The organism is Polynucleobacter sp. AM-25C3 (assembly GCF_018882335.1).
Lineage (GTDB): Bacteria > Pseudomonadota > Gammaproteobacteria > Burkholderiales > Burkholderiaceae > Polynucleobacter.
This window is the reverse complement of the sequence record NZ_JACVOS010000013.1, coordinates 41510-64737: the sequence shown is the minus strand read 5'-3', so window position 1 is coordinate 64737 and position 23228 is coordinate 41510. Positions and strand designations below refer to the sequence as shown.

Genomic DNA, 23228 nt, shown 5'->3' with positions numbered 1-23228 from the left:
CGGCTTGTTTGAGGATGGCCATGATTTGGCTATCGGTAAAGCGGGAGGTTTTCATAGAATTTCCTTTAAATCAAACAACTTAGAAATTCTACTTTTAACTCAGGTTAAGGGGCGGGGGTATTACCCAGGGACTCCAATTAGGTAAAAGAACATCTTCAGTTTGCCCTCCATTACAAATTGAGCTATTGATCTAGATCAACATAGCTCACGCCGCATACCATTGCTTAATCCATCCAGACTGGGTGCTTATGCATTACCGAATTAAATAATTCGGATTGAAGATGATGATTGAGCCACTGTTTAAGGAAAGGAAGTGGCAATTCCCCAAACCCCTGTGGATCAACCATCGAGAACTGCCTAATGAATGGAAAAATAGCCACGTCTACCAAAGTTATTCTGTCGCCCAATAAATACCGACTAGACTGCAAAGAAGCCTCCATTGGGGCAAGCATCAGATCTATTGCGGTACTCAACACTTCCACTTGATTGAGTTCTGGATAGCGATTCAGGTATTTATATCGATCTAAGAGCATCTTAAATGACCCATCATTTTTCTCAATCCAAGCTTGTGAGAGCGATTCGTCTAACACGCACCAGCCATCGGGATCAGATCTCCCTAAAGCCCAACGCATAATGTCCAGGCTTTGATCCAAAATCAGTCCATCAATACACAAAACTGGAACAGTACCCTTTGGGGATGCCAGCAGCATGGATGACGGCTTATGTCTTAACTCAATCTCCCGGTGCTCAACTTCAATTCCTGAATATTTCAACGCCATGCGAGCCCTCATTGCATACGGGCATCTACGGTAGGAATACAAAATTGGGGTCATTCAATCTCTCGGTTATCGGAACAGCATACCAAAGGGAAATAACTTCATCACATCGACCAAGCAAATTATTACCCCCTATCGATTCAATCCAGTTCATTGATCTAATAAATAGATTATTAATATCTAAATTATTCATTATGCAAATAAATAAATAGTCTCTAGAATGGACTCTGTTGTGCATCAACTATTTCATTTTTTACAGGAGAAACCATGTCACTAATCAACACCCCAGTTCCACCATTCAAGACCCAAGCTTTCCACAATGGCAAGTTTGTAACTGTTTCCGATGAAACCCTCAAAGGCAAATGGTCTGTATTGATTTTCATGCCAGCAGCATTTACATTTAACTGCCCAACAGAAATTGAAGATGCGGCTGATAACTATGCTGCATTCCAGAAGATGGGTGCAGAGGTATACATCATCACTACCGATACTCATTTTTCACACAAAGTGTGGCATGAGACTTCACCTGCTGTAGGCAAGGCGAAGTTCCCACTGGTTGGCGATCCAACACACACACTCACACGTGGTTTTGGCGTTCACATTGAAGAAGAAGGCCTAGCATTGCGCGGCACATTCATCATCAATCCTGAAGGCATCATCAAGACAGCTGAAGTGCACTCTAACGAAATCGCTCGCGATATCTCCGAGACATTGCGTAAGCTCACGGCCGCTCAATACACAGCCGCTCACCCAGGTGAAGTTTGCCCAGCGAAGTGGAAAGAAGGCGCAGCAACATTGACTCCATCCTTGGATCTCGTAGGCAAGATCTAAGCTCAGCAGTCAGCATTCACTAGTAATCAATAGACTCTCTTCGGAGAGTCTATTGGGTAGGAAGAATGATCCCCCCCCTACCCAATAGACTCATCAAGATTAAATACCCAGGAATACATCATGTTAGACACCAACATTAAAGCCCAGCTCAAGGTTTATTTTGAAAAGATAGTGAACCCTATCGTTTTAGAAGCTAGCTTAGATGACAGCACGCAATCCGCTCAGATGCTAGAGCTATTAAACGAGGTTGCGGAGCAATCTGACAAGATCACCCTTAAGACTGCCGGCAATAGCAAAAATATTCCTAGCTTTACAGTAAGCAAGGTCGATGAAGTGGCTCGCATTGCGTTCTCAGGATTACCTATGGGTCATGAGATGACCTCTTTCATCTTGGCCATTTTGCAATCCAGTGGCTATCCACCAAAAGTAGAGCAGGATGTTATTGATAGCATTAAGAGTCTCGATGGTAAAAAGCGTTTTCAGACATTCATTTCTTTGTCATGCCATAACTGTCCGGATGTAGTACAGGCCCTAAACCTCATGGCTGCTCTTAATCCCAATATCGAGCACGAGATGATTGATGGCGCCCTCTTCCAGGGCTTGGTAGATCAATATCAGATCATGGCAGTACCAACCGTGATTCTGAATGGTGAAGTCTTTGGTCAAGGCCGCATGAGTGTTGAAGAAATTGCCGCAAAGCTTGATACCCACTCTTCAGCACGAGATGCAGAAAAGATTAGCGCTAAAGCATCCTATGACTCCTTAATCATTGGGGGTGGGCCTGCTGGCGCCTCTGCCGCAATTTATTCGGCCAGAAAAGGCATTAGAACCGGAATTGTGGCTCAGCGTTTTGGCGGTCAGGTTGCCGATACCGTGGGGATTGAAAACTTTATTTCCGTTAAAGAGACAGAAGGCCCTAAGTTAGTGATGGCACTGGAGCAACATGTGAAGGCATACGACGTTGATGTCATGAATCTTCAAACAGCTAAGAGCTTAAGCAAGACCGGCGAGGAAATTGAGATCACATTAGAAAATGGCGCCACCCTCAAAAGTAAGACCGTCATTTTGAGCACTGGCGCACGCTGGCGTGAAATGAATGTGCCCGGGGAGCAAGAGTACCGGGGCAAAGGGGTAGCGTATTGCCCGCACTGTGACGGCCCCTTATACAAAGGTAAGCGTGTTGCAGTCATCGGCGGAGGAAACTCTGGGGTTGAGGCTGCAATTGATTTGGCGGGCATTGTGAGTCACGTTACCTTGGTTGAGTTTGATACCAAGCTGCGTGCTGATGCAGTCCTCCAAAAGAAATTACACAGCTTGCCTAACGTTACCGTGATTACTAATGCCTTGAGCAAAGAAGTCTTGGGCGCAGACGGAAAAGTAACAACTTTGCGATATGAAGATCGAGCTAACAATCAGATGCATGACATTGGACTTGAAGGCATCTTCGTTCAAATTGGATTGCTTCCCAATACCGATTGGCTAAAGGGCGTGATTGATCTATCCCCTCGCGGTGAAATCATCATTGGCCAGAAAGGCGAGACCTCTATGCCTGGAGTATTTGCTGCGGGTGACTGCACTACTGTGCCCTATAAGCAAATCATTATCGCCATGGGTGAAGGTGCTAAAGCCTCACTCTCTGCATTTGATTATTTGATTCGCTCTTAAATCAGCATAAGTACCTTAAACAAAAAAAATCCCCGAACTCTCATTCGGGGATTTTTTGTTGATGGGTTTTTCCTAACTCAACTATTGCCGTCTTAATGAATCTTTGCCGGTTGAGCTTGATGAGCCATCTGCAAAAGTTCAGCTAAGTGCTTAACCTTTCGGCCAGTTTCTTGCTCAATCTGCTCTCTACAGCTGAAGCCATTGGTGAGAATGATTGTTTCTTGATCGGCAGCTCGGATTGCTGGAAGCAATACCAACTCTCCAACCGCTTTTGAGATCTCGACATGCTCAGGATTAAATCCAAATGAGCCAGCCATACCGCAGCAGCCACTATCAATGTAATTCGCTTTAGCGCCTAATGCAGTCAATAGCGCTACATCGCCCTTAGTGCCAAACAAAGACTTCTGGTGGCAGTGGGAGTGAACCAAGATATCGCAGTCCAGTGGCGGGGGTATGTAGCCATTCTCATACAAGAAATCACCAAGTAGATAAGTGCTAGATGACAATAACTTTGCCCTTGGGTCATTTGGAAAGAACTTCAATAGCTCATCCTTAAAGACCGACATACACCCAGGCTCAAGACCTACAACCGCAATGGGCGCATCTGGATTTGATTGAATTTCACTTCCAATCGCATCCAGAATTTTCTCGAGCTTTTGCTTGGCTAGATCAAGGTATCCGAAATCATATAAAGGACGCCCACAACACAAAGGGGTCTTGGGCAAGGTCGCCTCAAAGCCTGCATGAGCCAGCACCTCTACTGCCGCATTTGCCACTTCCGGATGAAAGTGTTCGCAAAACGTGTCGACCCAAAGAATGACTTTTTTCTGCCCTAGGTTTGCACTGGTAGATTGCTTGAACTGCTTTCTAAACGATTGACTTGCAAATTTGGGTAAGCTGCGTTCTTGCGCTACACCACCAACCCATTTAGCAATACTAGATAAAACTGGGGTCTTCATCACAGCATTAATTAGCCCAGAAAAATTGCTCGCCAATGGCGCCCAATCTCCAATACGACCCATCGTTAATGCCTGGCGAGGCCTGCTATTTTTCTCATGGTAGTGAGATAAAAATTCCGCCTTATAGGAAGCCATATCAACGTGAGCCGGACAATCACTCTTGCAACCCTTACAGGAGAGGCAAGTATCGAGAGCCTCTTTGAGCTCTTTGCTCTCCCAACCATCGGTAATGACTTCGCCTTGCAGCATTTCCCAAAAGAGTCTTGAACGGCCACGGGTAGAGAAGCGTTCTTCTTTAGTAGCGCGATAGCTTGGACACATCGTGCCCACTTTTTCACTACGGCACTTTCCCATACCAACACAACGCTCTACCGCCCTTTGAAAGCCATTACCTTCTTGGCTTAAGAAATTGAGGCGCGTCTTGATGTTGACGACCTTATATTCTGGACCCATGCGCAGGTTTTCATCTACGCGATATGGATGAACCACCTTACCCGGGTTGAGCTTGTTCTGCGGATCCCAAATGCGCTTGAACTCATGCATAGCCCCCATCAACTCCTCACCAAACATAATGGGGAGAAATTCCGCTCTGGCCTGGCCGTCTCCATGCTCACCAGTGAGTGAGCCGCCAAACTCAACCACTAAGGTAGCCGCATCCCGAATGAAGGATCTAAATTTAGCAACCCCTTCTGCAGATCGCAAGTTAAAGGTAATGCGCGCATGAATGCAGCCATCACCAAAGTGTCCGTAGAGTGAAGTTTCATACTCATAAGAATCGACTAGCGCCTGGAAGGCTCGCAAATACTCACCCAAACGCGCTGGATCAACCGCAGCGTCCTCCCATCCCACAACAGGATCAGGCGAATTAGGATCAATCGACAGATGGGTAGCAGATGCGCCATTTTCCCGAATCGACCAGATGCGTTTTTGCACCGATGGATCAGGTACTAGCCATGTTGATGGCTGAGGTCCTTTGGTTCTTGCCTTGAAATACCGCTCCGCTTTTTCAGCTTGAGCTATTGCGCCTTCAAGTGTGTCGTCACCAAACTCCACTACCACCCAAGCATTTCCGGGCGGCAATAAATCAATTTCAGCTTTAGCTAAATTACGCTGTTGTAAGCCACGAATAATTTTGTAATCCAAACCTTCGATAGCGATTGGATTAAATAATTGATACTCAGGCACAGCATCGCCAGCAACATAAATATCTTCAAAACCCAATACCAACACCACTCGTTTAGCGGGGCTCTTCACTAATCGCACTTTGGCTGCCAAAGTAAGAGCGCAAGTACCCTCGGTACCCACTAAGGCTCGTGCAACGTTAAAGCCATTCTCAGGCAAAAGCTGATCTAAGTTATACCCTGAAACGCGGCGTTTGATATTAGGGAAGCGCGCACGAATGAGATCCGCATAGCGATCACGCAAGGTCAGCAAGTCTTGATAGATTTGACCCTTACGACCACCAGCAGCTATGATTTCTGCTAACTCTTGGTCAGATGTAGGGCCAACCCAAAAACGCTCGCCATCATAGGTCAAGATCTCTAGCGCCTCGGTATTCTCAAGCGTCTTACCTGCCATTACAGAATGGGCGCCACAAGAGTTATTAGCAACCATGCCGCCCAAGGTGCAACGACTATGAGTGGAAGGGTCTGGTGCAAAAGTTAATCCGTGCAACTCAGCAGCATCACGCAAAGAATCACAAATCACACCGGGCTCAACAATAGCCGCGCCAGCCTCAGGATCTAGGGCAAGGATGTGATTGCAGTACTTGGAGATGTCAAAAACCACTGCATTATTGACTGTCTGGCCGTTCATGGAAGTGCCAGCACCACGCATTAATACAGGCGCTTTATTGCGATAGCAAATCTCAATTCCTTTTACAAACTCTTCAGTATTTTTGGGTGTAACAACCCCAATCGGAATTTGACGGTAATTGGATGCTTCCGAGGCGTACACCGCCTGATGGGCTGTATCAAAATGAACAGAGCTACCAAGAGCTGCTGTCAGCTCTATATTGAGTTGCTCCCACTGAGAAATACCACCCATTATTAATCCTTGTTAGATGCAATCAGCCTTTTTAGGCACTGTACATTCTAACAATTTCTACGCATTTGTGATTCTTGCCAAATTAATCAAATAAGCTTAATTTGAACTAATTTATGGAGTGGACTTTGCGATAAAGAAAGCCTTTGGAACCTCGCTGCACCAAACCACGCCATCCCCAACTTGACCTGTTTGGCAAATGGTCACGATGCGATCCATAAAAACCTCTGCAACTTCGTCATTGCAGACTATTTCAATCTTCACTTTTGCAGAATAGTCAGTCAACTCATCTTTGATGTTGAATTTACCTGTTCTATTGGGTGCGCTACATCCCTCAACCTTAGTCACAGTCATGCCTGGAAAGCCTGGAGTTTCCATTAATGCCGTTCTGAGGGCGGCTAATTTATTTGGGCGAATAACCGCCTTCACTTCCATCATGCTTCTACCTCTTTATCTTCAAACCATCTGTATAAGACGGGGAGTACTAGTAATGTTAATGCGGTTGAAGTAATTAATCCTGAAATCACTACTGCCGCGAGAGGACGAGTGACCTCCGATCCTGGGCCGCCAGAAAATAGCATTGGTACTAAGGCCAACATGGCGACAGAGGCCGTCATCATCACCGGCCTAAAGCGATGGCCACAACCATGCAATAAGGCATCTTCCATGGAGTAGCCGTCTTCACGCAGTTGCTTAATAAAGGAGATTAATACCACACCGTTGAGTACTGCGATACCCCAGAGGTTGATGAATCCCACTGCCGCAGGTACTGACAAATACTCTCCGGTGATAAATAAACCAAACACTCCACCAATCGAAGCAAACGGGAGCACCAAGATGATGAGGCCAGCCAAGCGCATGGATTTAAAGAGCATGAACAGCAGGAAGTAAATTGCGAGGATGGTCAATGGAATGATGATCATCAAACGTGCCATCGCACGTTGCATATTCTCAAACTGCCCGCCCCACTCTAAAACATAGCCTTGAGGTAATTCCACATCTTTAGCTATGCGTGATTGAGCCTCTTCTACAAAGCCACCAAGATCTCGGCCTTCCACGTTCACACCCACTACCAAACGTCGCTTACCAGACTCGCGAGAAATTTGTGCTGGGCCATCGACTAAAGTTATCTCAGCCAAATCGCGCATCAAAACTTGGGCGCCATCAGGGGAATGCAAAATGATATTTTCAATTGCATCTACTTTATTTCTATAAGGAGATGGATAACGCAGCACTAGAGGAAAGCGCCTCTCCCCCTCGTAAACGGTACTGGCCTGCTTACCACCGATAGCGGTTTCAATAACCTCATTAACATCCGATACGTTAATACCATATCGTGCGATGGCGTCTCTATTGATCACAATATTGAGGTAGTTTTGTCCAGAAGCCTGCTCAATGCGCAAGTCGGTGCTGCCCTTCATCTTTGTTAAGACCTGACTAATCTGCGCACCCAACTTTTGCAAAAGAACCAGATCATCTCCAAAAATCTTGATCGCAACCTGAGAACGAACGCCGGAAACCATTTCATCTACGCGTGCAGCAATCGGCTGCGAAATTGACAACTCAATTCCCGGAAGGGTTTTTAACTTGTCACGAATCTCTTGTGCTATCTCTTCTTGACTCAGCTTACGATCACCCAAAGGCTTGAGCGTCACAATTGGATCAGATTCATTTGGCTGACCAGGGTCTGCCGGGGACTCGCCCTTGCCCAGGCGAGATACCGCCATCTCAACCCCGGGGATGGTCATAATGCGCTTGATTGCTTCAAACTCCAGCTTGATCGACTCATCTAAAGAAATATTTGGAGCACGCACAATCACCGGGGTAATAGAGCCCTCCTGCATCACAGGAATAAATGCCTTGCCCAACAAAACAAAGCCTACTAAGCTAATTCCTAAAGCAATCAAAGACCGCTTCACTACCAACTTCGGATTTGCCAAACTCCAATGTAGCCAACGTTCATAGGGAGCACGCAGGCGACCAACCAACTTGGTGTCATCTTCGCTACCCCCTTTAAGGATGTAGGAGCACAGCACTGGAGATAGGGTAAACGAGAGAATCAGAGATATTGTTAGCGCAATGGCAATGGTGATGGCCATTGGTGCAAACATCTTTCCCTCCATACCTTCAAGCGAAAGCAGGGGCATGAAAACCAAAATAATGATACCCACACCGAAGAGCACGGGAGTCCCAACCTCGCTTGCGGCCTCCAAGATAATTCGGTTTTTAGATTCTCCAGTTTTTAACTTTTCGCCTAACTTAGCAAATGTATTCTCCACAACGACGACCGAGCCATCAACCATGATGCCAATCGCAATAGCAAGGCCGCCCAATGACATCAAGTTGGCAGAGATACCGTAGCGATTCATAACCAAGAATGTGAGAAGCGGCGTCAGAATAAGAGTAGCAACTACGATGAGCGATGAACGAACATCGCCCAAGAATAAAAAGAGCAGAATCACAACTAGGATCACGCCCTCGATTAAGACCTTGGCCACATTAAACATGGCGGCATTCACCAAATCCGTACGGTCATAGAAGGGAACGATTTGGAGGCCATCCGGCAATAACTTACCCTCGTTAATCTCAGCAACCTTAAGCTTGATGCGATTGACTACATCCCGCGCATTACCACCACGAATCATCTGAATAATGCCGGCAACGCTCTCGGTATAACCATTTTTAATGGCAGCGCCCTGCCGAATCTCGCTCCCAATCGTAACCTCCGCAACGTTTTTCACGTAGACCGGAATGCCTTTTACTTCCTTGAGAATAATTTTTCCGATATCTTCCGGTTTAGTGATGAGGCCCACACCACGAATCAGATATCTTTCCGCATACGTTGGCAATTGGCCGCCACCAGAATTGGAATTATTTCTCGCAAGCGCCTCATATACCTCGCGCAAACTAATTTGATAGTGGCGCAATCTTTCTGGGTTAACTAGGACTTGATATTCACGCGCATAACCGCCTTGGGTATTGATCTCTGCTACTCCTGCCACGGAGCGCAACATGGGGCGCACAATCCAATCTTGTACAGCACGACGATCTTCAAGCTCTTCAACGGTGAGCTCTCTTTTTCCATCAGAAGGATGGTCGAGGGTGTACTGATAGATTTCGCCCAGCCCGGTCGATGGCGGAGCCATGACTGGCGTTATTCCCACCGGCATTTTTGCAGCCACTTCAATTAGGCGCTCGGTGACTAACTGCCGCGCAAAATACAAATCTGTTTTCTCAGTAAATACCAACGTAATTACCGATAAGCCATTACGATTGAGTGAGCGCATTTCAGTTAAGCCAGGCAATCCTGTCATACCGAGCTCAATCGGAACCGTTACAAATCGCTCCACCTCTTCTGGAGAGCGGCCCGGAGCCTCTGAAGCAATCTGCACTTGCACATTGGTGACATCTGGGAATGCGTCTACTGATAATCGTTTGGTAGCCAATAGACCTGCAACCATCAGAACAATCGCAATAATGACTATTAATAGCCTCTGCTGTAATGAAAGACGAACAATTTTTTCAATCATGATGACTATCCACCACTAAGCTGTCGCTTGCGCTCGGTATTGAGGTGATAAGCACCGTTCACTGCAATCTCTTGACCCTCTTTAACCCCAGAAATCACTGGACGGTAGCCTTTGCCCTCTGGCCCAAGCTTCACGGCAACCATACGATAAGTTTCATCATCCTCACGAATAAAAACGTGATCATGATTATCTTCACGAATCACAGCGCTCACCGGAACAAGTAACTTTTCTGTTGGCTGACTTTCAATCAGCATGGTTGCCAGCATTCCTGGCTTAATCTGACCTTCTTTATTGGGTACTTCCATCCTGACAACCACCGTACGAGTTTGTGGATTAACAATAGAGTCTACGTGCGCAACTACACCCTCAATCTCTGCATTTCTTAAGGCAGGAATAATTAAGGTCACTTTCTGGCCTTTATGAATGAGATAAGCATTACTCTCTGGAATCTCTGAGACAGCCCATAAAGAACCGAGATCGGCCACCGTAAACAAGGCATCTGCTGGTTGCACAACCTGACCTTTATTAATCTTACGCTCAACAATTTCACCTGGAATGGTGGCGATTACATTATTGGTTGACTCAATCACACCGGACTTTGCCAAGCGATCAATGCTAGGTTGATCCATTCCCTGCACGCGCAATTGATCATTGGCCGCCCGATACTCCGCCTTTGAGCTGCTGGCCTCAGCCTCACGCCTTTGCAGCTCAGAAAGCGCAATCACATCTTCTTTATATAAAATTCTGGCGCGATTAGCAGCTTGATCTGCCAACTGGCTAGCACTCTTCGCCTTCAAGTAAGACAGCTGAGATTGCGTTAATTCTGTAGAAGTAATCTTCGCCAAAATGTCACCCTGCTTAACAAGCTGACCAGGAATTGCCAAGATATCAGATACGCGCCCCGTGACGTTTGCACCAATACGAGAAAGAAACAGTTCGTTGAAATCAATACGTCCAGATGCACGGAGCTCCTCAACAAAAGAACCCGTGTAGATACGCCCATCCGTAGTCATGCTACGTAGATCATCATTGACAATCACCACATTGGGGTCTTGAACGGACTTAATCGTTGGGCTGCGATCAAATACATTGAAGTAATTGAGGATGATCAGAAATAAGCAAAACCAAGGGAGATAAAAAAGCCCTTTCTGCGCCCATTGAGGACTATGGTCGTATTGTGTTGCCACACGAGGCAGGTGTGAGCTAAACCACTGATGAGTATGGGCATACAAATCATTTTGGGTTTTGATGACGGTGGCTATCCACTCCTGCGTATAGGCTTTTGCAACTGCCATATAGCGAGAGTAGAACTCCTTGAATTTACCAACTGCTGCCATGAACTCTTGCTTCATTGCTTTCCACTCTCAATTTTTGCAATCCACTCTGGAGTTGCCCTTAAACGTTGTATCTCAGTTACGACTGAAGCCAAATCAAAGCGAGCCTTAATCAAATCGTTACGAGCCACTCTAAATGTTCTTTGTGCATCCAAATATTCAAGCATTCCCCGCTCGCCATAGCGGTAAGAGACCTCTGCAATGCGCCGTGCACTGGATGCCAACTGCACAACATCTTGATCTAGAATTTTTACCTGATAACTTGTCATCTGGTAGAGCTTATACGCTGTCTCTAACTGCTGCTCTAGGCTTTGACTTTGAGCACTGAGTTGATTCTTAGCTCTAGATGCATTGGCCTCCGCCTCCGCTATCTGGCCACCCTTAAAGTCCCAAATAGGGATGCTCACCACTAGGCCATAAAGACGATCAGTAAAGTTGGGGTCGTTATATTGCTGAGCCTTGATAGAGAGTCGCGGTAAACGAGAATTCTGCTCAAAGCTCAATCTGGATTCGGTAGCCTCAACTTCTGCCTTTGCTTTTTGTAGCTCAGGACTTTGTGCATGCAACTCACTGAGCAAGGTCGGCAAAGGGGGCAATGGTTCTATCTTGAGGGGCTGAGATACCACCTCAAAGTCTGCAGGCAAGTTATGCCCAACCACTTGCCTTAGCTGGCCCTTGGCCTGATCGACTCTGAGCTTGCTCGATTCAGCATTGATTTGTGCATTCAAAAATTCAGTCTGCGCACGAATGAGTTCAAAACGCGCAGTTTCCCCAACGTCATAACGAATTTGCATGCGATCACGAATTTGCTTTGTCAGACCCAAATCTTCTTCGGCAGCTTTTAATTCCGCATCACGACGCATCAATTCATAAAAGCGTTGCTGCACTCTAGAAATCATCTCTATTTCAAAGGCGATACGAGTAGCTTCCGCAGCACGCACATTGGCTTCAGCAGCATTCACGCGCGGAAACCGGGTGTAAGGCATATCTAGCGGCTGAGTTACGGACCATGATGAGACGTTACCGGTCGTCAAAGGTCCAGTTGCTGATTTTTGCTGGCCAGTATTTAATTCAAACTCAGGATTTGGAATGGCACGAGCTGAAGATAGCTGCCCTTTAATTGCCTTAGATTGATCTCTTGCAGCCAAGACCTGAGGACTAGATTCAAGGGCAATTGCAATCAGCTCATTGACCGTCAGCGGTTTTTGCCCTTGTGCACTCACGCCGCCTGCCAACAGCATGCAAACGATGATGATTAAAGCGGGCATTAAGCGATTCATTACAGCAATTTTAGAGAATAAATAGGAATTCCCATTATCTCGCCATCTGGACATTGAGGGCCGAGAAATTCCCCAAATAAGGGATGCAAAAGCGGATTTTGGGAAGTATTTCGAGAGTTGGGGCAATAAATTCACTTATATAACCATTTATAAAAATTTAAATGGTCTTGCCTTGATATCAACTCACCCATACACCGGACCCGAAGGTCGAATTGACGGCATAAGAGACTCTGAAAACTGAGCAGGCTACTCCCCATATGTATGAAAGTAATTAGATCATACTTATGGGAAATAAATTGAATGAGAGGTGAATTTCTCATACGTAGACATGTTTTGAAAAACGCCCATATTGTTGACTTTTATGAAACGCCTTCTGAACCAGCTTATAGATTTTCTTAAGACACATTTCCAGAGCCATTCGCTTATCTCTCGCCGTCATACTCACCTCGATTTGGTGATGGTCAAATGTCTCCAAGCTAATCATACAATGTTGATTGCAATTCGTCGTCGACGATGTAACTGCAGTGTATTGAATCTTGATTTTTCGCACCATCCAAAAAAGCCGCTTCAAAGAAAACTTCACTCGATTCTCTGTGAAGACCTTTAATTCTGACTCGACCTCTTCCCTAGCATCTAAGATCACATTCATTGACATCTCTCCTCTGTTAAACATAGGCTCAGAATAGGGCATTCTTTAGTCCTAATAAAGCAGACTTTTATTGACTTTATTTCAGTATTTAACTGAATATATACAGTTAAAAAAAATGCCCTCAAGACGAGGGCATAAAAGAGAACAGCAGGATTAAAACTAATCGATCACTACAGCCATCAGCGCGGTTGCCGCACCAGCACCTAGAGCCGGAATGCCCCAACGCTCAAGTGCAGGCAAGGAGCTGCCGGTTACTACCTCTACCGGAATATCGCTAATTTCCAATAGCTTGGCAGTAGTGGAGTTCTCGAACAATCTGCTCAGAGAGTTTTTCTTTGAAGTGCCAATCACAATACGATTACATTCAAGTCGCATTGCTTCATCGCGAATAGCACTACCTTTATCGCCGCATACATAGGCAAAGGAAAAGTTCAAGCCATGCTTTTCGAGGTAAGCAGATGCTGAGGCTGCACCCTGAGCCGCACGCTCAGCATGCCATTCATTAATGTTTTGCTTACTCAAAAATTTGCCGATATGACGATATAAAGTAGGCTGCACATTGCACAGATAAAAATAGGCGTTTGGATCTTGCCCGTAAGTCCTTACAGCGTGCCTTACTGCCATATCGGAATTTTTTGAACAGTCTACTGGAATCAGAATTTTATTCATTTTGCTTTCTCCAAAATTAGGGGACTGCTCTAGTGAAACGAACTTTGCAGACTCCGGAACAACAACCGAAGAAGCAATCACATCTTCAAGTGCGCGCCTACTTCTAATAAAGCCACTTGTTAATACACCCAATACAACCACCACTTGAATCACGTACTCCAAAGCTGAGTTCTGAGATGCAAGCCACTCTTGAGAAATAGGCTCAGAGGTCATCATTTTTACAGCTGTCCATGCCAGCACGCCAGCACCCAAATAGGTCACAGAAGGGAAGCGCTCGACCAGTTTGAGTATTTGCGTAGAGCCCCAGATAACCACTGGAATGCTAATTAACAATCCAAGGACAACAAGCACGTAACTGCCGTGGGATGCACCCGCTACCGCAAGAACATTGTCTAGACCCATGATGGCATCTGCAACCACAATAGTTTTCATTGCCCCAAAAAAGGTAGTGGATGCTTGCCCATGCTCATTACCATCTTGCGTAGGGTTGAGTAGGCGGTAAGCAATCCAAACCAAAAGCAATCCACCTATCAGCATCAAACCAGGAATCTTCAGCAAATAGACAACCAATAAAGTCATAGCACTACGTACCGCGATCGCTCCAACAGCGCCCCATACAATCGCTTTTTTCTGCAAATGTGCCGGCAGGTTTCTGGCAGCCAGCGCAATAACAATAGCGTTATCACCTGCGAGCACCAAGTCAATCACAATAATTGCCAGCAAAGCCGAAAAAAATTCCGGGCTAAATAGTTCCAATGTCATCTCCTCATTTAATTACCCATGAATTCCATGGATTTACATAGGGTTAATTTAGGCTGATTTGCACTTATATAAAAGCAGAGATATATTGATAGTAATTTCGTAAAAACCTGACAATTAAAATGCTCTATAACTACCGTCACCTTTACTACTTCTGGGTAGTAGCCAAGGAAGCCAGCATGTCTAAGGCTGCTGAACGCCTCAATATCGCGATCCAGACGATTAGCGCCCAAGTGCATGAATTAGAGAAATCATTGGGGTATCTACTATTTAAACCGGCTGGTCGGGGTATTGCCCTAACCGAATCTGGGTTTGCTGCCCTCGAAATTGCCGACCAAATCTTTCTCTTAGGCGAGCGCCTGCCTGAAGCAGTAAGGGAGGCTGCAAGCTCTCCTAAAACCAAAATTACGGTTGGCGTATCGGATGGTTTGCCCAAGCTGGTAACTAAGCAATTACTGGAACCCATCCTAGAAAAAAATGATGTGCAACTGATTGCGCATGAAGGTGAATTTGAGGATCTCTTGGCAGATCTAGCCTTACATAGGTTAGATATTGTGCTTGCCGATAGACCTGCTCCAATCAACAAAAATCTTCATGTCTACAGCGAAGAATTAATCAAGTCATCAATTGCTTGGTTTGGCTCCAAGAAGCTACTCAAGCAGTCCAAGAAAGCCTTTCCTGCGTGCCTGAATGAGTTGCCTATTCTGCTGCCAACCTCTCACTCAAAGGTTCGTCACTTGATAGATCAATGGTTTGCTGAAAACGGTATCAACCCGAATATTGCCGGCGAGTTCGAGGATAGCGCCCTACTGAAAACCTTTGCAGCCAGCGGTCTTGGGGTTTTTCCAGCCGGGGAAAGCATCAAGAAAGATTTACAAGAAACGTATCACATCGAAATGATTGGCAAGTGTGAGAACATCTACGAATATTTTTACGCTATTCGCTCAGAGAAGAAAATTCAGCACCCACTAGTAGAAGCAATTATCAGGCGTTAGGTTATGGCAAATTTTTTAGATCCAGCAATCCTGTTTTTTATATTTGGCGCATTTGCTGGTGCCGTGAAGTCGAACCTGGAAATTCCGCAACCAATTGCTCGTTTTCTATCGCTCTACTTATTAATGGCGCTGGGCCTCAAGGGTGGATTTGCGCTACATAAATCAGGCTTTACAACAGAAATCGCCCTCTCACTTGGTCTCGCAATATTTTTAGCGGTTCTGATTCCCATCATTGGCTATCAAATTCTCAGAACCAAACTAAATGCATTTGATGCGGCGGCTGTTGCTGCTACCTATGGCTCTGTCAGTGCCGTGACATTCATCACGGCTACTCAATATTTGGATCAATTCAATATCAGCTATGGCGGCCATATGGCAGCGGCGATGGCGCTGATGGAGTCCCCAGCGATCATCTTGGCAATTGTTTTAGCAAACAAAGCAAGGGTTGCGCATGCGACCCAAATTCAAACCAGCATTCAGCAAACTGGTATCTCAAAAATTCTGCATGAGTCCTTCACCGACGGAGCACAACTCTTGCTGCTTGGGTCGATGGTGGTTGGCCTAGTAAGCGGAGATGCAGGTCAAAAACTGATGGCGCCGTTTTCTATTGATCTTTTCAAGGGAATGCTCGCATTTTTTCTATTGGACATGGGGCTAATGGCAGCCAGAAATATTAAAGGCCTACGTGGCAAGCCACCCATCACCCTGCTCTATGCAGTTGCCTCCCCGCTCTCACATGCTCTCATCGCATTGGCACTCTGCAAGCTGATTGGCCTGCCACTTGGCAATACTATTTTGCTGATGGTTCTTGCTTCAAGCGCCTCCTACATTGCCGTGCCAGCTGTTTTACGACATGCGTTGCCGGAGGTGAATCCAGCCCTATATATGGGTATGTCCCTGGGCATCACCTTCCCGTTCAATATTATTTTAGGCATTCCTCTATATGCCATGATTGCCAAGTTAGTAATATAAAAAACACTATTTCTTTTTTGGCTTTGGTGCAGTGGTATTGTTTTGTGCTGTGGAAAACTGACTCATGTTTTCCACACTCTTCTCAAAGTTTACAAATGAGTCTGCCATTGCCGCGCGAATCAATTCAAAATTCTGGAGCGCATTACTAAAGGAAGTTTTGAATACTGAGGTGTAGGGTTCTGTTCCAGCGGGCGCATTTTGAGTGGCTTCATTTACAAAATGAATCAAGTCATGTTGTGATTCTTTAATCATGGCCTCCGCAATCTTCGCTAGCTCTTTATTGCCACTGGCCAAAGCTTGAAAAAGCTGGGCCTGATAGTCGGCAACTTCTTTCGCCGCATCTTGCAGCACCTCAGCATGCACATAATCAAATGCCGCCTTTGGGTCTTGGGTTTTCATGAGCTGAGCAACTTTAGTTTGCAGGCGAGAAGCAAGCTCTTGTGCGGCCCGTTGATTTAACTGAGCAATCGCCTGAGCACTCGTCAATGCCACTTGGCCAACCGCCTTAGCCGCCTCGACTCCTTTGGTCTGATTTGCAACTGCACTTAAATCAAATGGATTCTTGCTCATTTTCGCCCCTTGTTCAATCAGTTATTGTTTAAATCTACTCCCGAATGAACAACATTCAGATAGAGAAAAACCGCTAGAGACTTACCTAGAATGCAAAAGAGCGCCCTTGGGCGCCCTTTTTAATAATTAGCGAATAGCTTAGCGCACGACAATATTGGCGCCCTGACGCAATTGTGACAAGAATTCAAATTGCTTTTTCTGTGTCAAGCCATTGCGAACAGCTGCCTTAGCCTGTTCAAAAGTAGGCGGTTTGCTAGATTTTTTATCTTCCAGCTTAATTAAATACCAGCCTTGTGGCATTTGAATAGGCGCCGGGGACACCTGACCCTTAGACAGTGTAATCAGGACGCTAGCAATCTGCGGTAAGGTCTGCCCTGCTTGAACCCAACCCACGGCCCCGCCCTGAACTTTATTTGGCGCCAATGAAACGCTCTTGGCCACCTTATCAAAAGACTCGCCCTTTTTAATTCTGGCTAAGGCAGCTTGCGCATCAGCTTCAGTGGCTACAGCAATATCACTTACTTTATATTCCACGATCATGCCCTGCGAACCTAAAGAGGCAATCTCACGATTGTATTCAGCTTGTACATCAGCATCAGTCACGGGATTTTTTGACATAAAAGTCGATAGCTCTAAATCTGCCAAATAGTTTTGACGAATCAAGGCTAACTGACGATTCGCTTTATCAGAATTCGCGAGCCCGTCTTTATCTGCTTGTTGCGACAAGAGGGAGATTTCAATCATCTTCCCTAAGACTGCTTTGCGAAGCTCTGGTGAATCTTTTTGACCTTGGGACAATGCCGCCTGAATGCCTTGCTCAACGGTGTCATTAGAGATAATCACACCGTTGACTGAGGCTGCTGCATTAATAGGTAATTCGTCTTGAGCATGGGCAACAGTCACCAAGGTTAAAGATAGGACTACCGTCACAAGACTGCGGATGAAGGATGATTTCATGAATAACTCTTTTCTAAAATGTATAAGTAATAGTAACAGTTGACCTTAAACTACGGCTTAAAAAGTAATGGTGGCAGGTATTGGCTCAAATGGTGCAGCAGACTCTGCACCCTGGGCTTCAGCCTGCTCCTCCCCATCTGGATTCTTAATATACCGAGAATCAAATGATGGCCTAGGCTGTTGCTGAGCTGGCGCAGGGCTTAAGTAAACGGGGCCCATTGGGGTCTCTGCCGGCGAAATCGGCTGCTGATTAAACTCTTGTATCTGGGCAGGTGTGTAGGGCGAATATGTTTGCCCACCCACGAGCATTGGAAATCCCAATCCCAAGGTAACTAACAGCACTGAAATCACACGAGGTTTAGTTTGATTTTGAATTTGCATTTGAGTACTCATCACACTTTCTAGACTTGGCTTAGGCAAGTAAGCCATCAGCAATTAATTTAATACTCGCCACCAATAAGAAGAATTGAACAATGATGTAGTACCACTTTGCTGAAATCTTCTTAGCCAAATAGAACCCGAGATAAACACCCACTGGCACCAAAGGCAGCAAAAGTATTGAAGTGGCTAGTTGATTAAAGTTCAGTAGATCAAGGTACGCATAAGGAGCAAGCTTGCCAAAATTAATCACGGTAAAAAATATACCTAAAGTTGAGGTGTACACCATGGGAGAGACTTTTTCTCTCAACATATAGATCGTAATTGGGGGGCCACCTATATGCGCAACAAAAGAAGTGAAGCCAGACACACAGCCCATTAATCTACCAAGCCATGGGAATGGTTTTGCATCCTTGAGATCCAGATGAGACATCACAAGACTCTGAATTAAAAATAACAAAGCAAAGAGGCCAATCGATAGGGATAGGATTTTTGGAGTAATTACAGAGAAGAAGAGATAGCCCAAAAGCATCCCGAATGCTGCAGGCAACAAAACCAGCTTGAGTATTCTCCAGTCGGCATTTCTAAGAAATCGCTTCAATCCAACCAAGTCAATCGCAATCAGAAGTGGCAATAAGATGGCTAAGGCCTCATTAATGCTTGACTGACTTGCCATGAGCGGCAGGGATAGCACCCCCAAACCGGCACCAAAGCCGCTTTTAGAAATGCCGACAATCAAGACGCTAACAGCCGCCATCACAAAGAAGGTGGTGGAGTGGTCGTTAAATGCCTGAACCAATGAAATCATGAAGGGCATGCTAAATACAGAATGAATGGGGATTCATATTTTAGGACCAAAGCCCCTTACCCATCTCACAATCACCACTCCCATCACTTGCGATTCAACATGAGCGGGATAAATCCAATCAAGAGACCGCCCAAACCCAGGAGATTGGTCAGTAAATCAAAAGTGGGGATGCTGTAGAGGGCAATAAACACCATGAAAAGCGCCGACATCAGCGGCCAAAGCACGCATCCCAAGGCGCTTCCTAATCCAGTACGCAACTTGTGACGATAGTGCCAAGCGCAAGCAAACCCCGCAAGACTCATATAGAAGCAAATCTGAAATCCGATCGCCAAAATAGAGCTCGACAAAATCACTTTCACCGAAGGCATATACGAAGAGGTGAAGAGCAACAACATCCCCATAGCCCAAATCACTACTGTTGCAGCCCAAGGAGTTTGCCATTGCGGATGTATCTTGGCATATCGAGAATGTAGCATCCCATCGCGCGCCATTGAAAAAAGACTGCGGCTAAATTGCAGAATCTGTGTCTCTATAGTTCCTACCGTACTTAAGATCGTGCAAAAGACTGCAAGATAGTTCCAGGGCTCCGGAAACAGTTTAGTAGCTACAGCAAATAAGACATTGGTATCGGCACTGGCAATTTCCGCATCAGTCAGCACAATCAAAATAACAACGATCATGATCGTAAAAAATAACATCATGTTTAATACCGACCAAAATGCCCCTGTACTCGCGGCCCCAGAAATTCGTTTCGCACTGGACTTACTTTCTTCGCTTAAGTTCATCGTGACATCCCAGCCCCAGAAAAAGAAAATGGCTGTTAATGCTCCGGTAGCAAACAGCTGAGGCGAGAATGAGAACGGCGAGAACCAAATGACCGAAGGTGGGTGTGCTGGAGAACCCCAGTAGCGAATAAACCCACCAATGATGAGAGCAAGCAAAATGGCTGTTTCAAAAACAGTAAAGGTGATTTGTACGTAACTCGAATGCTTGATGCCACGCGTGACAACAGCTGTAATTAGGGTCAGCCAAAGCGCTGCAATCCCAGCAACTGCTTCGGTGCTATCTATATAAGAAGGCGCTAGCAAAAGCAGAGTCGAGGTAGCCGCCGGAATAGTCGCGGAGACCATAAAAAATATTGAGGCAATTAAAAGCCCCCATCCTGCGAAATACCCCCAAATCGGGCCAAACACATGGCCCACCCATGCATAGGCAGCTCCCGCATTTGGCGTGATTTTGCTCAAGTGAATAAAGGCCAAGGTAATGCCAAACATGATGAAGCCGCAGTACAGTACGCTACCAACCGATAAAACGCCAACTGAAGATACGATGGTTGCCGTTGTAACCGCCACACTGAAGGCCGGTGCAGTGCCTGCAATACCCATCACAAAGGATTCAAATCCACCGAGCGTATTTTTTGCTAATTGAGGATTCTCAGACATAGGACGCCGGGCTTTATACAAGTAGGTAATAAAGGTATCCTAAACCATCGGGCTATATTGAGTGAGTACCCATGAATCCATCGGCGACACATCCAGAAAAATGACTACAGATAGAACAAACCAAATTGCTTCGCAAACCTCAGTCCTCATCTTGATTGATTTACAAGGGCGCCTCATGCCCGCAATTGATCACGGTGAAGAAGTGCTGAATCATTGCATCCGCACCGCTAAAATCGCCCACCTACTAGAGATTCCCATCATTGGCACCGAGCAAAGCCCTGGCAGCCTTGGTAGCAACCTGGAGTCCATTAAGACCTATTGCAGTAAGACGATTAGCAAAGAGCATTTCAATGCCTGCGCCGATGGCCTCATTGAGGCACTACCGCAAAAACGCAAGCAATGCATTCTGATGGGGTGTGAGACCCATGTCTGCTTAATGCAAACAGCGCTCAAGCTCATAGATGAGGGATACGATGTCTCTGTGGTGGTTGATGGCGTCGGCTCACGCCACGCACTCGATAAACACATTGCACTCGATCGACTCCAGAGTGCGGGGGCTCGACTCATTAGCAGTGAGATGCTTGCCTTTGAATGGCTAAAAACCGCCAAAAATCCAGTCTTTAAAGAAGTTCTTGCCCTTGTGAAGTAATGGGTCTGTGCTTGCGAGACATTATTTGCTATTCTGCAGTATCACTTAAAGGATTTATATGACGAACGACACTCAAACCCAAAACGACGAAGATTTTGACTACGGGTGCGAATGTGCCATGACGCTGTTGAATGAGCCCACAGAAGATTGCTTGAATGATCTGATTGATGAGCTTGATGAAGACGGCATGATCGCCACTGAAGTTGTTTATGGTCTCTTAGCAACCATCCTCATGAGCATTACCTCTGAAGATGAAGAGGATGAGGAAATTCAGTAAGGTATATTTACTGCCCCAAGACCCGAAGCGCAAATTGATCCATGGCGTATGCCATGGTGATATCTAGCTCAGTCAAGGCTTTCATTGAGTGAGTACTCAAGCGAACAGATACCGTATTCCAAGAGTTTGACCAATCAGGATGATGATCTAATTCTTCTGCATAGTTTGCACAAAGCGTCATGAATTGAAAGGCGCTTTTAAAGTCTTTAAATATAAATACCCGCGTCAACTCTGGGTTGCTCAAATTCACTTGCCAATCAGGTAGCGCTTTTGCAAAATCAAAATCCTTTGCCAGAAGATTTGGCTTAGACAATGGGTGCATCCACACTCTTAGATAACTTCTTAAGATCCCCTGGATAAAGCCAGCGCCACTCACCCTCAGCCAAATCAGTAGGCATCACGTATTGCCCAATATCGGTTCGGTGTAGCTTGGCAACATGATTCCCAACAGCAGCCATCATCCGCTTTACTTGATGGTAGCGCCCCTCAACAATCGTCATTGCCAAAGTATGCTCACCAAGCTGTTGGCAGGCTGTTGCAAAACAGGGTTTTGGATCATCATCTAGCACCACACCCTTGAGTAAATGATCCATCTGCTTTTGAGTGATTGGCTCCGGTGTCGTGATCTCATACACCTTACCAATATTTTTCTTTGGCGTAGTCATCTTATGGATAAATTGACCATCATCAGAAATTAAAATTAAGCCGGTCGTATCAAAGTCCAAACGACCCACACATTGCAGACCCCGCTCTACAAAAGGCTTGGGCAATAAACTATAAACACTGGGATGATGGGTGGTCTTATGGGAGCACTCATAGTTTGGTGGCTTGTTGAAGGCGATATAGGCTTTTTCATGAAATTCCCAATCCTGTCCTTCTACATTGAGCATCAAACCCTCAGTAGCAATTCGCTCTTCTGGGTCCACCGCCAAAACACCATTGACTTTGACTAGTTCAGCGTAGACCAAATCGCTGCAATAGCGCCTAGTACCAAAGCCTTGGCTAAATAATATTTTTTCGAGTGAGATCGGTTTGGCCATATATGCTGCCGAGAATACTACAAAGCCGCCATACTGAGCGACTCCGAAATGAAGCCGTTATTATTCATCTTTACACCTATTAGCTACTTATTTATCGCCATCATGCTTTCAAGCCCAGAATCCAGAAGCCCTCTACACACGCGTGAAATTACTTTTCAAGGTTATGCCCGTGAGGATGGCTTATGGGATATTGAAGCCCATTTACGAGACTTCAAATTCCAGCCTTTTACTACCGGTCAAAAAACTTGGGAACCGGGAGAAGCGTTTCACGATATGTGGGTTCGGATTACCGTCGATACTGAATTAGTCATTCAAGCGATCGAGGTGGCAATGGATAGCCACCCTCACCCAGAATGCCCACAAGTGATACCGCCGATGGATGCACTCATTGGGGCACGACTAGGAAAAGGTTGGCGCAAGACGATCAATGAGCACCTGGGAGGTATTAAGGGCTGCACGCACCTGCGAGAACTACTCAGCAATATTGCTACTGCGGCTTTTCAATCTATTCCTGGAGCGCTCTTCGATCCAGATGACAACAAACCACCACTCTACTTGGGAACCTGTAAATCTTGGGATTTTGACGGGCCTGTAGTGTTGCGCGTCTATCCCAAGTTTTACAAATGGAAACCGGCGATATAGGCC

Annotated in this window: 21 protein-coding genes and 1 pseudogene; 7 read left to right on the top strand and 15 right to left on the bottom strand. The window is 45.8% G+C overall.

The genetic code is table 11. The features are described from left to right. Positions 1 to 224: 224 nt before the first annotated feature. Positions 225 to 833, bottom strand: coding sequence for a glutathione S-transferase (locus tag ICN12_RS09215; RefSeq protein ID WP_216272208.1), 609 nt, complete (start codon positions 831 to 833; stop codon positions 225 to 227). Between the two features lie 210 nt (positions 834 to 1043). Here ICN12_RS09215 and ahpC point away from each other — a divergent pair, with 210 nt between their 5' ends. Beyond that, the gene (gene ahpC / locus ICN12_RS09210; RefSeq protein ID WP_216272207.1) at positions 1044 to 1607 is read left to right on the top strand and encodes an alkyl hydroperoxide reductase subunit C; all 564 of its coding nucleotides are present in this window, start codon (positions 1044 to 1046) and stop codon (positions 1605 to 1607) included. Positions 1608 to 1727: 120 nt separating this feature from the next. Then, positions 1728 to 3272, top strand: a complete 1545-nt coding sequence (ahpF, locus tag ICN12_RS09205; RefSeq protein WP_216272206.1) for an alkyl hydroperoxide reductase subunit F — start codon at positions 1728 to 1730, stop codon at positions 3270 to 3272. Between the two features lie 92 nt (positions 3273 to 3364). On the opposite strand, the gene ICN12_RS09200 is transcribed toward ahpF, so the two are convergent. The 7 genes and pseudogenes from ICN12_RS09200 to ICN12_RS10925 form a co-directional block, all read right to left on the bottom strand. Continuing rightward, entirely contained in the window at positions 3365 to 6277 is a 2913-nt protein-coding gene (locus tag ICN12_RS09200) for an FAD-binding and (Fe-S)-binding domain-containing protein (RefSeq protein ID WP_216272205.1), read from the bottom strand. Between the two features lie 111 nt (positions 6278 to 6388). Further along, entirely contained in the window at positions 6389 to 6712 is a 324-nt protein-coding gene (locus ICN12_RS09195; RefSeq protein ID WP_216272204.1) for a P-II family nitrogen regulator, read from the bottom strand. Continuing rightward, positions 6709 to 9804, bottom strand: coding sequence for an efflux RND transporter permease subunit (locus tag ICN12_RS09190; protein WP_216272203.1), 3096 nt, complete (start codon positions 9802 to 9804; stop codon positions 6709 to 6711). Before ICN12_RS09190 ends, ICN12_RS09195 begins: the two co-directional genes overlap by 4 nt. A 5-nt stretch (positions 9805 to 9809) precedes the next feature. Further along, positions 9810 to 11156: an efflux RND transporter periplasmic adaptor subunit gene (locus tag ICN12_RS09185; protein ID WP_216272202.1), complete on the bottom strand. Its 1347-nt coding sequence runs from the start codon at positions 11154 to 11156 to the stop codon at positions 9810 to 9812. Continuing rightward, complete coding sequence (locus ICN12_RS09180; RefSeq protein WP_216272201.1) at positions 11153 to 12418, bottom strand: TolC family protein; 1266 nt, start codon at positions 12416 to 12418, stop codon at positions 11153 to 11155. Before ICN12_RS09180 ends, ICN12_RS09185 begins: the two co-directional genes overlap by 4 nt. 808 nt (positions 12419 to 13226) lie before the next feature. Continuing rightward, positions 13227 to 13736 carry a universal stress protein gene (locus tag ICN12_RS10930; RefSeq protein ID WP_255537784.1) on the bottom strand — a complete coding sequence of 170 codons (510 nt, stop codon included), beginning with the start codon at positions 13734 to 13736 and terminating at the stop codon, positions 13227 to 13229. 93 nt (positions 13737 to 13829) lie between these two features. Continuing rightward, positions 13830 to 14498, bottom strand: a pseudogene (locus tag ICN12_RS10925) (TerC family protein); the annotation flags it as partial. Between the two features lie 119 nt (positions 14499 to 14617). Here ICN12_RS10925 and ICN12_RS09170 point away from each other — a divergent pair. Further along, positions 14618 to 15490, top strand: coding sequence for a LysR family transcriptional regulator (locus ICN12_RS09170; RefSeq protein ID WP_216862178.1), 873 nt, complete (start codon positions 14618 to 14620; stop codon positions 15488 to 15490). 3 nt (positions 15491 to 15493) lie between these two features. Continuing rightward, positions 15494 to 16462 (top strand): sodium-dependent bicarbonate transport family permease, encoded by a 969-nt coding sequence (locus ICN12_RS09165; protein ID WP_216272199.1) that lies wholly within the window; start codon positions 15494 to 15496, stop codon positions 16460 to 16462. A gap of 6 nt (positions 16463 to 16468) precedes the next feature. Here the strand turns inward: ICN12_RS09165 and ICN12_RS09160 are convergent, their stop codons facing one another. From ICN12_RS09160 to ICN12_RS09140, 5 genes are all read right to left on the bottom strand, one after another. Next, positions 16469 to 17032 carry a phasin family protein gene (locus ICN12_RS09160; protein ID WP_216272198.1) on the bottom strand — a complete coding sequence of 188 codons (564 nt, stop codon included), beginning with the start codon at positions 17030 to 17032 and terminating at the stop codon, positions 16469 to 16471. Positions 17033 to 17170: 138 nt separating this feature from the next. Next, on the bottom strand, positions 17171 to 17989 hold the full coding sequence (locus ICN12_RS09155; RefSeq protein ID WP_216272197.1) for a peptidylprolyl isomerase: 819 nt from the start codon (positions 17987 to 17989) through the stop codon (positions 17171 to 17173). Positions 17990 to 18046: 57 nt separating this feature from the next. Next, complete coding sequence (locus ICN12_RS09150; protein WP_216272196.1) at positions 18047 to 18382, bottom strand: hypothetical protein; 336 nt, start codon at positions 18380 to 18382, stop codon at positions 18047 to 18049. A 19-nt stretch (positions 18383 to 18401) separates the two neighbouring features. Beyond that, positions 18402 to 19175 carry a sulfite exporter TauE/SafE family protein gene (locus ICN12_RS09145; RefSeq protein WP_255537782.1) on the bottom strand — a complete coding sequence of 258 codons (774 nt, stop codon included), beginning with the start codon at positions 19173 to 19175 and terminating at the stop codon, positions 18402 to 18404. 83 nt (positions 19176 to 19258) lie between these two features. Beyond that, on the bottom strand, positions 19259 to 20617 hold the full coding sequence (locus tag ICN12_RS09140) for an APC family permease (RefSeq protein WP_216272194.1): 1359 nt from the start codon (positions 20615 to 20617) through the stop codon (positions 19259 to 19261). 100 nt (positions 20618 to 20717) lie between these two features. Between ICN12_RS09140 and ICN12_RS09135 the strand changes: the two genes are divergently transcribed. Beyond that, entirely contained in the window at positions 20718 to 21266 is a 549-nt protein-coding gene (locus ICN12_RS09135) for an isochorismatase family protein (RefSeq protein WP_216272193.1), read from the top strand. Positions 21267 to 21324: 58 nt separating this feature from the next. After that, the gene (locus tag ICN12_RS09130; RefSeq protein WP_216272192.1) at positions 21325 to 21543 is read left to right on the top strand and encodes a hypothetical protein; all 219 of its coding nucleotides are present in this window, start codon (positions 21325 to 21327) and stop codon (positions 21541 to 21543) included. Positions 21544 to 21550: 7 nt separating this feature from the next. On the opposite strand, the gene ICN12_RS09125 is transcribed toward ICN12_RS09130, so the two are convergent. After that, positions 21551 to 21865: a 4a-hydroxytetrahydrobiopterin dehydratase gene (locus ICN12_RS09125; RefSeq protein ID WP_216272191.1), complete on the bottom strand. Its 315-nt coding sequence runs from the start codon at positions 21863 to 21865 to the stop codon at positions 21551 to 21553. Beyond that, positions 21849 to 22583 carry a pseudouridine synthase gene (locus tag ICN12_RS09120; RefSeq protein WP_216272190.1) on the bottom strand — a complete coding sequence of 245 codons (735 nt, stop codon included), beginning with the start codon at positions 22581 to 22583 and terminating at the stop codon, positions 21849 to 21851. The genes ICN12_RS09125 and ICN12_RS09120 overlap by 17 nt, the downstream gene beginning before the upstream one ends. Positions 22584 to 22631: 48 nt before the next feature. Here ICN12_RS09120 and ICN12_RS09115 point away from each other — a divergent pair, with 48 nt between their 5' ends. Further along, positions 22632 to 23225, top strand: coding sequence for a DUF2889 domain-containing protein (locus ICN12_RS09115; RefSeq protein ID WP_255537779.1), 594 nt, complete (start codon positions 22632 to 22634; stop codon positions 23223 to 23225). The last annotated feature ends 3 nt before the right edge of the window (positions 23226 to 23228 follow it).

Coding starts and splice junctions, on each gene's coding strand:
- ICN12_RS09215 (WP_216272208.1), bottom strand. CDS start 833: ATGACCCCAATTTTGTATTCCTACCGTAGATGCCCGTATGCAATGAGG.
- ahpC (WP_216272207.1), top strand. CDS start 1,044: ATGTCACTAATCAACACCCCAGTTCCACCATTCAAGACCCAAGCTTTC.
- ahpF (WP_216272206.1), top strand. CDS start 1,728: ATGTTAGACACCAACATTAAAGCCCAGCTCAAGGTTTATTTTGAAAAG.
- ICN12_RS09200 (WP_216272205.1), bottom strand. CDS start 6,277: ATGGGTGGTATTTCTCAGTGGGAGCAACTCAATATAGAGCTGACAGCA.
- ICN12_RS09195 (WP_216272204.1), bottom strand. CDS start 6,712: ATGATGGAAGTGAAGGCGGTTATTCGCCCAAATAAATTAGCCGCCCTC.
- ICN12_RS09190 (WP_216272203.1), bottom strand. CDS start 9,804: ATGATTGAAAAAATTGTTCGTCTTTCATTACAGCAGAGGCTATTAATA.
- ICN12_RS09185 (WP_216272202.1), bottom strand. CDS start 11,156: ATGAAGCAAGAGTTCATGGCAGCAGTTGGTAAATTCAAGGAGTTCTAC.
- ICN12_RS09180 (WP_216272201.1), bottom strand. CDS start 12,418: ATGAATCGCTTAATGCCCGCTTTAATCATCATCGTTTGCATGCTGTTG.
- ICN12_RS10930 (WP_255537784.1), bottom strand. CDS start 13,736: ATGAATAAAATTCTGATTCCAGTAGACTGTTCAAAAAATTCCGATATG.
- ICN12_RS09170 (WP_216862178.1), top strand. CDS start 14,618: ATGCTCTATAACTACCGTCACCTTTACTACTTCTGGGTAGTAGCCAAG.
- ICN12_RS09165 (WP_216272199.1), top strand. CDS start 15,494: ATGGCAAATTTTTTAGATCCAGCAATCCTGTTTTTTATATTTGGCGCA.
- ICN12_RS09160 (WP_216272198.1), bottom strand. CDS start 17,032: ATGAGCAAGAATCCATTTGATTTAAGTGCAGTTGCAAATCAGACCAAA.
- ICN12_RS09155 (WP_216272197.1), bottom strand. CDS start 17,989: ATGAAATCATCCTTCATCCGCAGTCTTGTGACGGTAGTCCTATCTTTA.
- ICN12_RS09150 (WP_216272196.1), bottom strand. CDS start 18,382: ATGAGTACTCAAATGCAAATTCAAAATCAAACTAAACCTCGTGTGATT.
- ICN12_RS09145 (WP_255537782.1), bottom strand. CDS start 19,175: ATGATTTCATTGGTTCAGGCATTTAACGACCACTCCACCACCTTCTTT.
- ICN12_RS09140 (WP_216272194.1), bottom strand. CDS start 20,617: ATGTCTGAGAATCCTCAATTAGCAAAAAATACGCTCGGTGGATTTGAA.
- ICN12_RS09135 (WP_216272193.1), top strand. CDS start 20,718: ATGACTACAGATAGAACAAACCAAATTGCTTCGCAAACCTCAGTCCTC.
- ICN12_RS09130 (WP_216272192.1), top strand. CDS start 21,325: ATGACGAACGACACTCAAACCCAAAACGACGAAGATTTTGACTACGGG.
- ICN12_RS09125 (WP_216272191.1), bottom strand. CDS start 21,865: ATGCACCCATTGTCTAAGCCAAATCTTCTGGCAAAGGATTTTGATTTT.
- ICN12_RS09120 (WP_216272190.1), bottom strand. CDS start 22,583: ATGGCCAAACCGATCTCACTCGAAAAAATATTATTTAGCCAAGGCTTT.
- ICN12_RS09115 (WP_255537779.1), top strand. CDS start 22,632: ATGAAGCCGTTATTATTCATCTTTACACCTATTAGCTACTTATTTATC.